Origin of the sequence: Pseudofrankia asymbiotica, assembly GCF_001983105.1 — a bacterium.
In the GTDB taxonomy this organism is placed as follows: Bacteria; Actinomycetota; Actinomycetes; order Frankiales; family Frankiaceae; genus Pseudofrankia; species Pseudofrankia asymbiotica.
This window is the reverse complement of sequence record NZ_MOMC01000150.1, coordinates 1-7,286: the sequence shown is the minus strand read 5'-3', so window position 1 is coordinate 7,286 and position 7,286 is coordinate 1. Positions and strand designations below refer to the sequence as shown.

Sequence of the window (7,286 nt, the reverse complement as noted above, 5' to 3'; positions counted from 1 at the left end):
CGCCCTTCAGGGCGGAAGATCGCTGAAGCTACCAGAGTCCGATGTACTCTCCTTTGAGGTCGTCGTGGCGTACCGTCCTCGTGGACGGACAACCACTGAAGGCCCATCGCCCGACCGGCGTCGCACGCTAGGAAGTCGAGGTCGTGCCGTCTTCCGGGGCGGAGGATCACTGAAGTGACGTCGCCCCGCTCCGCGCCCCCAACGACCTCCCGCCAGCCCTCACTCCCAGCACGACACCTTGATCCCAAGAGGCCCGCCGGGCGCAATGCGAGCGCTCTGATCACTCGCCAACACGCGGCACCGCTCGCACGCAGGTCAGACCCCCTGCACCCGCACTTTGACACCTCTATAGCGCGCCCCAGCCGATCTTTTCGGCAGACCGCTCGCGATCGCCTGCATATCGGCAGCTCAACGCTCCTGTTTTCCAAGAGCTGTCGCTCGGCCCGCGAGGACGGAAGATCATTAAAGCCAAACGGGGTGCTCATTCTCTCGCCAGTGCCACAGGGTCGCTCGGCCTGCGAGGGCTGACGATCATTGAAGCGACCAGAGGTACTCGCCGAGCCGGTCGGCGACCCAGGTCGCTCGGCCTGCGAGGGCTGACGATCATTGAAGCGGGATCCCGCAGCCCGGCCGCCAGGTCTTGAGCTCCTGGTCGGCCCGCCATGGCGGACGATCATTGAAGCTAGTCGCTCTGGATCGCGGCGAGGGTCGCGCGGATCGGTCGCTCCGCTCGCAATGGCGGACGATCATTGAAGCACTTGTCGGGTTCTCGTGTCCCGCGCCGACGAACGGTCGCTCCGCCTGCAAGGGTGGATGATCATTGAAGCGGGTAGGTGGGTGTGCCCGGCATGACCGTCGTCGCATGTCGCTCCGCCTGTCAGGGCGGACGATCACTGAAGCGGCGGGAAAATGGTCGATCTGAAAGGCCCGCCCGAAGCCGCTCCGCTTGCACGGACGGGTGATCACCGAAGCTGCTGGGCTTCGCATTTGGAGGTCTCGATCGCGGCCGGTCGCTCCATCCGCAAGGACGGACGATCATTGAAGCCTCCATCACGGTGTGGATCGAGTCGACACTCTCAAGTCGCTCCGCCTGCGGGGATGGACGATCACTGAAGTACCCTGTTGCCGGCCCGGACCGGCTGGCGCAAGACCAGCCGTACCGCCTTCCGAGGGCATCGGCCCGGCGTCTCCGGTTCGGGCAGCCGATCCGATCCGTGACTTGCACCCGAACGAGGTGTCCCGTGTGAGTCTCTTTAAAGGGCTACGAGAGCGGCCCGGTGCGGGCAGTCGAGAAATTGTCGGACCCCTGTCGTAGCGTCTCGCTCACAGTCCGGCGTCGTGGGGAGTAGCGATGGGCACCGACCTGGCCGACCTGTCTGCGGCCGTTACCAAGCTGGTGGGAGAGCTTGGGCTCGTGACGATGCCGGTGCGGGTGATCTCAGCGGGCCCGGAAGCCGAGCTTGGGCCGGATGACATGGCTGGGGAGGACTTTGTGCGGGCAGCCCACGGCGTGGGGTCCGGCCTGCTTTACAGCGTTGCTACCGTCTTCGATTACGGTGCCTTCGCTGAAGGCCTACCCCAGGACGACGATGCCGACCGGCAGAAGACGCGCCGCCGAGTCCTGCGCGCTGCGCGCCCTCACGACGGCGAGACCACCGATGTCGAGTACRCATTCGCCTACCAGGGTGTGGTCCATCGTTGGGAGGTCACCGTCGGCTGGTACGACCGCCTGATCGAGGAGGCCGACCAGCTACGCGTGCCGACCGTCGGCGTTCATCAGACGATCGATCATGCCGCTCGAGACGCGGCTGTCGAACGGCTCGTACCGGAGCTGATCGGGATGTCCGGTTTCCGGCGGCGCGCGATGTCGGAGTACGGCGCCAGAGCCGCGGCGCTCGAGCATCCGGAGATGGCGGCATTCCTCAACGGCAGCGACCCGGATGGGATCGCCTTCCGAGTTCTGCGTGAGGCCCGGGAGCGGCTCGGTGTCGAACGTGAGCGGATCTACCAGGGGCTCCAGAACCAGCTGCCTCAGCTGGCCACCGAGCTAGCCCAGAACGAGGGCTTCCGCCGCGMCACCACGAAAGAGGCTCGTCGTACCCACGCCGAGGACCTTCTTGCTGCGAAGCACGACGGGTATCTTCCACCAGCCTGGTTCTGGGACCGCCTCCTTAATACGCCGCCGCTTCAAGGCGGCAAGGTCACACCTACTGCCGCGACTCTGTACTGATCGCGGAGCACATCCTGCCGGTACCGGAAGCGTCGTGGCTGGTGGATAACCGGGCAATTTTGCAACGCCAAGTGCGCGGAGTCGGCGGTGGCCGGGATCTGACCGGCTGACTGGCCGTCACACGGCGACGCGCTGTTCGACAACCTACGAAAGCGGGCACCTATGCCAGCACGTCTCGACCCTGCTGTCGCCGAGGCGAGGATTCGTGCCAGGGGCTGGATCCCGATCGGGCCGTTTCTCGGAGCGGACATGCGCTGGCCGGGCCGCTGCGCGACATGCGGGACGAAGGGCAGTCCTAAGTACGGGAACGTCTGCTCGCCGGGTTCGACACAGGGCCCGTGCCGGGCCTGCAGCGGCTATGCGAAGAAGACCGAGGAAGAGGCAAGGGCGATCATGGCTCGGCGGGGTCTGACGCCGATCGAACGGTATCAGGACGTTAATACGCAGTGGCGATCTCGATGCGGTAACTGTGAACAGATCACGGCCCCGACACTGTYGAGCGTCAAGAAGGCCATCAAAGCGGGGCAGCAAAAATGCTGCGACCGATGCCGGCGCAACGGCCCGATCACGCCAGAGGCTGCTGCGGACATGCTCCGAGTGGCGGGCGCCGAGCCGCTAGAACGGTATCCCGGTATCGATGTTCGTTGGCCGGCGAGGTGCCTCAACGAGGAATGTGGCAAGGACATCACTCCGTTTCTGGACAGCGTCAAGAATGCGAGGAACGGGCCTTGCCGATACTGCGGTGGGTACGGCATCAAGGCGGAAGACAACGCCTTGGTCTATCTGATGATCCACTCGACCTGCAATGCGGCAAAGGTGGGCATCGCAAAGTCGGGGAGCAAGCGCATCCTGCTGCACGAGAGTACAGGTTGGGTTCTCGTTCGGACCGTGCCGATGTCGGGACGTCAAGCACGCCTCGTCGAAGAGTCCGTGATGCACCAGTGGCGGAAACTAAACCTGCCCTATGGCGTGCCGCCATCAAAGATGCCCTACGCCGGCTACACCGAGACGGTAAGTCTCACGCTGCGCTCACTGGACGAGGTCGCGGACGATCTCTCCCGAGCGGTCAGAGAGATCGTCGATCACCTAGCGCGGTAACGCTGTCGGTTTGGTAGTCGCTACGCGCCGCATCCCTGGCGCTCACGCCATTCGCTCCGCCTGCAGGCCGGACGATCACTGAAGCGATTTGATCACGCGCGGGATGCAGGGGCCAACCAAGCCGTTCGGCCTGCAAGGGCGGACGATCACTAAAGTCGACCGACCACCAGATCATCACGCGGCGCCGACGGGGCTTCACCTGCAAGGGCGGACGGCAAGGGCGTCAGCAAACCCACCCACCTACACTTCACCGCCGGCAACCAGCTCTTCCTCGATATGGCCCGCACCCTGCAGCAAAAGGTTCGCCCCGCAGACTTCCGCGAGGCGCTCACCGGCCCCTGGTGGTACGCCTCCAAACTGCCGATCCTGCGCTGGGACCCCACCGGGGAACGCGTCTACGCCCACACCAGCCGATCACCCCAAGACACCAAACCCACCGGCGTCCCCGGCGCCGACTGGCTCGCCTTCCTCGGCCTGCGCCACCTCCCCGTCACCACCCGCGGCACCACACTCCTCACCACCGCCTGCGACCCTGGCTGGAAAGAAGGCGCCTTCCACTGGCCCCTCTGGAACGCCCCCACGACCAGCCGCGTCACCATGTCCCTGCTCGCCCACCCAAACCTGACCAAGATGACCCAGCCCCAACGCGAACTCCTCGGCGTTCACCGCCTCCTCGCCGCTCCCATACGACGCACCGACCAAGGCGGCTACGGCTCCTTCGGTGCGCCCACCGATCTCTCTCCAGCCCTTACCTCCACCGTCCTCGCTACCAGCCCGACACCTTGATCCGGAAAGTCCATCGAGCCGCGCATCGCGAGCGCTCTGATCGCTCGCCAACATGCAGGACCGCTCGCACGCAGGTCAGACCTGCTGTGCCCGTACTTTGACACCTCCATAGCGCGCCACAGGTGATCCTCCCGGCGGACCGCTCGCAACCGCCTACATATCGGCAGCTCAGCGCCCCTGTATTCCGCGAGCTGTCGCTCCGCCCGCAAGGGCGGACGATCACTGAAGCTTGCCGGCCTGGTGGGCATGGTCCGGCGAGGGCTGGTCGTCGCTCCGCCCGCAAGGGCGGACGATCACTGAAGCGCGATGGCGAGGCAGAAGAGCACGGTCGACTGGCCGGTCGCTCCGCCCGCAAGGGCGGACGATCACTGAAGCACCGTGTGTTCGAATCGGCCCGAGGCCAGCCGGCCGAGGTCGCTCCGCCCGCGAGGGCGGACGATCACTGAAGCGGGTCCCAGACGTAGTCGGGGATCTCCTCGATCCAGCGTCGCTCCGCCCGCAAGGGCGGACGATCACTGAAGCACGTAGCCCGTACCCTCGGTCGCCTTGATAAGGATGTCGCTCCGCGCACAAAGGCGGACGATCACTGAAGCCCCGTCCGCGAGTCCGTCGCCGGCACCATCCGCGGGTCGCTCCGCCCGCAAGGGCGGACGATCACTGAAGCTGCACCGCAACGACCGTGGTGCCGGTCTCCGGGTAGTGGCGCATCGTCCTCCGGGACGGACGATCGCTGAAGCCGCTTGAAGGCTTCGAGCTTCGCTCCGGCGTTGTTGCGGCGCACCGTCGTCCGAGACGGACGATCACTGAAGCCACACCACGTAGCCGTCGGTGCCCTTCGCCAGCGCCGGACGCATCGTCCTCCGAGACGGACGATCACTGAAGCAGAATGCGGTGCGGGTCAGGCGTCTCGACGACCTCGCCGGCGCACCGTCCTCCGAGGCGGACGATCACTGAAGCCCGAACCCCGCAAAAGTCGATTACATCGGCGTCGACTGGCRCACCGTCCTCCGAGGTCGACGATCACTGAAGGAGGCGCTCGTAGCGTCCGCCGCTTCGGTCGACCTGGACGCACCGTCCTCGGAGGCGGACGATCACTGAAGGATTCATTCTCTGCCATCATGCGCGGACGGGCGCTGGACGCACCGTCCTCCGGGACGGACGATCACTGAAGCGGATCCATTGACTCTGCGTACTTGAACGCCTTTCCCATGGCGCACCGTCCTCCGGGACAGACGATCACAGAAGCTACGCCTGATAGGTCGCGAACGGCAGCACCACCACCTGGCGCACCATCCTTCGGACGGACGATCACTGAAGCATGAAGTTGGGGTCGTTGAGCAGCCAACCCTTCATGCCGCACCGCCCTCCGGGACGGACGATCACTGAAGCGAGGCCGGGTCGGGCGCCCTGGTGCTCCGCAACGACGAGTCGCGCCATCCTCGGCGACGGACGATCACTGACGCTACCTCTACAAGCGGAGCGAAACCGCGCGCGCGATCATGTCGCACCGTCCTCCGGGGTGGACGATCGCTGAAGCAGTAGGTCGCCGTGTGCCTGCCTGAAAAGCACTTGGTCGTCGCACCGTCTTCCGGGACGGATGATCACTGAAGCCCGACGGCGGCCGGCGCCACCGAAGTGTCCGACCGGTTCAGGTCGTACCGTCTTCCGGGACGGACGATCACTGAAGCCACCCGAACTGCCGGCACACCGTCTCGGCCTACCTCCCCGGTCGCACCGTCCTTTGGGACGGACGATCACTGAAGTACATGCCCCAGATTGCAATTCTCCCAGGGCTTTAGGCCGCACCGTTCTCCGGGGCGGACGATCACTGAAGCGACCAGTCGAGCCGGGCACAGCACCACACGCCGGCCTCGTCGCACCGTCCGTCGGRGCAGATGATCATTGAAGCAACGTGTTCACCGCAACACCGCTGTGGGACTTCGGGTCGCACCGTCCTCCGGGACAGACGATCACTGAAGCCCGGCCAGTCCGGCATGCCACTCCATCCGGGCGATGTCGCTCCGTCCGCGAGGGCGGACGATCACTGAAGCACTTCGGTATACATCTCCCACGGCGTCTTCCTCGTTGTCGTCCCGCCCCCAAGGACGGACGATCACTGAAGCGTGTGGGACATCCTGCCGACCAACGCCGCCACCAGGTCGCTCCRCCCGCGAGGGCGGATGATCACTGAAGTGCCGGCGCCCGGCTGGCGATCTATGCACCGGACGAGTCGCTCCGCCCGTAAGGACGGACGATCACTGAAGCGCTCCCGTTGGCGATCAGGCTGAAAACCTGTATGTGTCGCTTCACCCGCAAGGTCGGACGATCACTGAAGCTGTGTGAACGACGCCCGCCGCCCGCGCTCCGAGGAGGGTCGCTCAGCCCGCAAGAATGGACGATCACTGAAGCTTGAACTTCACCGACGGGAGGATGAAGGAGAGCAGGTCACTCCGTCCGCAAGGACGGATGATCATTGAAGCACGGAACGGAAGGAGGAGTACCGGACGGAATCGTGAGTCGCTCCGCCCGCGAGGCCCTGACGATCACTGAAGCATGGCGCAGATGGTGGCGACCTGGCGTACTACTCCGCCCCGTCGCTCCGCCCGCGAGGTCGGACGATCACCGAAGTGACTCGATGACCCGACGTGCCGGCACGGCGACCCGGTGTCGCTCCGCCCACAAGGGCGGACGATCACTGAAGCACCAGCGTGTCTAGCAGGACCTCGCCAGTGGTGGCGTCGCTCCGCCCCTATCCGTCAGGATGAGATGAGTCAGGCAGTAGCTATCATCTTGTGACCTGGGCGGGTAGGGAGAGGAAGATCGTGACGATGGCAGTGCCGGCTGGGCGGGGCCTGGTCGATGATGTCCGTGTGGACGAGCGTGAAGGTGGTGGCCGGCGGCCGGACCCTGAGGTCGAGCCGAAGGCGCGGCGGCGGTCGTTCTCGGCGGCGTACAAGCTGCGGATCCTGAACGAGTACGAGGCGGCGCCGGACGGTCAGAAGGGCGCGATCCTGCGGCGGGAGAATCTGTACTCGGCGCATATCGTGGAGTGGCGTAAGGCCCGGGAGGCCGGGGCGTTGGCGGGCCTGTCGAAACCGAAGGGCCGCCCTCCGGTCGATGACCGGGACAAGGAGTTGGAGAAACTCCGTGCGGAGAAAGCCAAGCTGGAGAA

General features: G+C 65.4%; 3 protein-coding genes, 1 pseudogene and 1 CRISPR repeat array. All 4 genes and pseudogenes read left to right on the top strand.

Annotated elements, in window-relative coordinates:
- The first annotated feature begins 1,351 nt into the window (after window positions 1-1,351).
- Window positions 1,352-2,230, top strand: a complete 879-nt coding sequence (locus BL253_RS38805) for a hypothetical protein (RefSeq protein ID WP_076823086.1) — start codon at window positions 1,352-1,354, stop codon at window positions 2,228-2,230.
- A gap of 162 nt (window positions 2,231-2,392) precedes the next feature.
- The gene (locus tag BL253_RS42110) at window positions 2,393-3,328 is read left to right on the top strand and encodes a hypothetical protein (protein WP_131831711.1); all 936 of its coding nucleotides are present in this window, start codon (window positions 2,393-2,395) and stop codon (window positions 3,326-3,328) included.
- 216 nt (window positions 3,329-3,544) lie between these two features.
- A pseudogene (locus BL253_RS38795) lies at window positions 3,545-4,114 on the top strand (type I-G CRISPR-associated protein, Cas3-extension family); the annotation flags it as partial.
- 193 nt (window positions 4,115-4,307) lie between these two features.
- Window positions 4,308-4,778: direct repeats of the CRISPR family, unit length 36 nt; unit sequence GTCGCTCCGCCCGCAAGGGCGGACGATCACTGAAGC.
- Window positions 4,779-6,984: 2,206 nt separating this feature from the next.
- Window positions 6,985-7,286, top strand: a 302-nt coding sequence (locus tag BL253_RS38790; RefSeq protein ID WP_198946570.1) for a transposase, incomplete at its 3' end; no start/stop codon positions are given.